The organism is Arthrobacter sp. 2MCAF14 (genome assembly GCF_052115645.1).
Taxonomy (GTDB): domain Bacteria; phylum Actinomycetota; class Actinomycetes; order Actinomycetales; family Micrococcaceae; genus Arthrobacter.
In genome coordinates this window covers 1-1,204 of sequence record NZ_JBFRHB010000102.1, presented here as the reverse complement: position 1 = coordinate 1,204, position 1,204 = coordinate 1, and the positions used below count along the sequence as shown (strand labels likewise).

Sequence of the window (1,204 nt, the reverse complement as noted above, 5' to 3'; positions counted from 1 at the left end):
CGGCCCACATCGGGCCGTCGGGAAAGCTGTAGTCGGCCAGTGTTCCGCCGACCATTTCGCCGCCGGCACCGGGCGCCGAAGGCGGCCAGTAGCAGCCGTCGTGGACATCCACCGGAGTGACGAAGTGCTCATGCAGATGGTCGACGAACTCAATCATCCGACCATTCTTGTCGCCGGAAACCGCCACGAAATCGAACATCGACAAGTGCTGGACGGCCTCGCAGAGACCCACTCCGCCTGCATGCGGACAGACGCGGACGCCGAACTTCGCGGCAAGGAGGAGGATGGCGATGTTCTCGTTCACCCCCGCAACCCTCGCGGCATCCAATTGCAAGACCTGCAGGGATCCGGCCTGCAGCATCTGCTTGAACACGACACGGTTCTGGACATGCTCACCCGTAGCCACGGGAATCGGAGCCACGCCCCGGGCAATCGCGGCATGGCCGAGGACGTCATCGGGACTGGTGGGTTCCTCAATCCAGGCAATGTCATAGGGCGCCAAGTGCGCCATCCAGTCAATGGCTTCCTGAACGTCCCAGCGCTGATTCGCGTCCACCGCGATCTTGATATCCGGCCCCACGGCATCGCGTGCCGTGCGGACGCGCCTGATGTCGTCTTCCAGCGAGGCCCCCACCTTGAGCTTGATCTGCCCGAAACCGTCCGCAACGGCTTCCTTGGCCAGGCGCACAAGTTTGTCGTCGCTGTAACCCAACCAGCCCGGCGTCGTGGTGTAGGCGGGGTATCCCTCCGAGAGAAGCGCTGCCCTGCGGGCGGCGCGCCCCGGCTCCGCCGTCCGCAATATTCCCAGCGCGTCGTCCGGTGTGAGGGCATCGCTGAGGTACCTGAAGTCCACGAGCGCCACGATCTCCTCGGGGCTCATTCCGGAAAGCAGCTCCCACAGCGGGAGCCCGGCCCGCTTGGCCTTGAGGTCCCAAAGCGCGTTGACGACGGCGCCGATCGCCATGTGCATCACGCCCTTTTCGGGACCGAGCCAACGKAGTTGGGAATCGTGGGCAAGAAGCTTCCACGTGCGGCCCATGTCGCCGAGCAATTCCTCGACGTTGCGGCCCAGGACGTGATGGCGGAGGGCTTCGATCGCCACCGCCTCCACCTCGTTCCCGCGCCCGATGGTGAAAACGAAACCGTGACCCTCATGACCGTCACCGGCGTCGGTACGGATCACCAAATATGCCGCCGAATAGTC

General features: G+C 64.4%; 1 protein-coding gene. It reads right to left on the bottom strand.

The window, feature by feature from the left end:
* Nucleotides 1-1,204 (bottom strand): enolase C-terminal domain-like protein (locus tag AB4074_RS24765; RefSeq protein ID WP_441415744.1); only part of this gene is annotated, 1,204 nt, incomplete at both ends.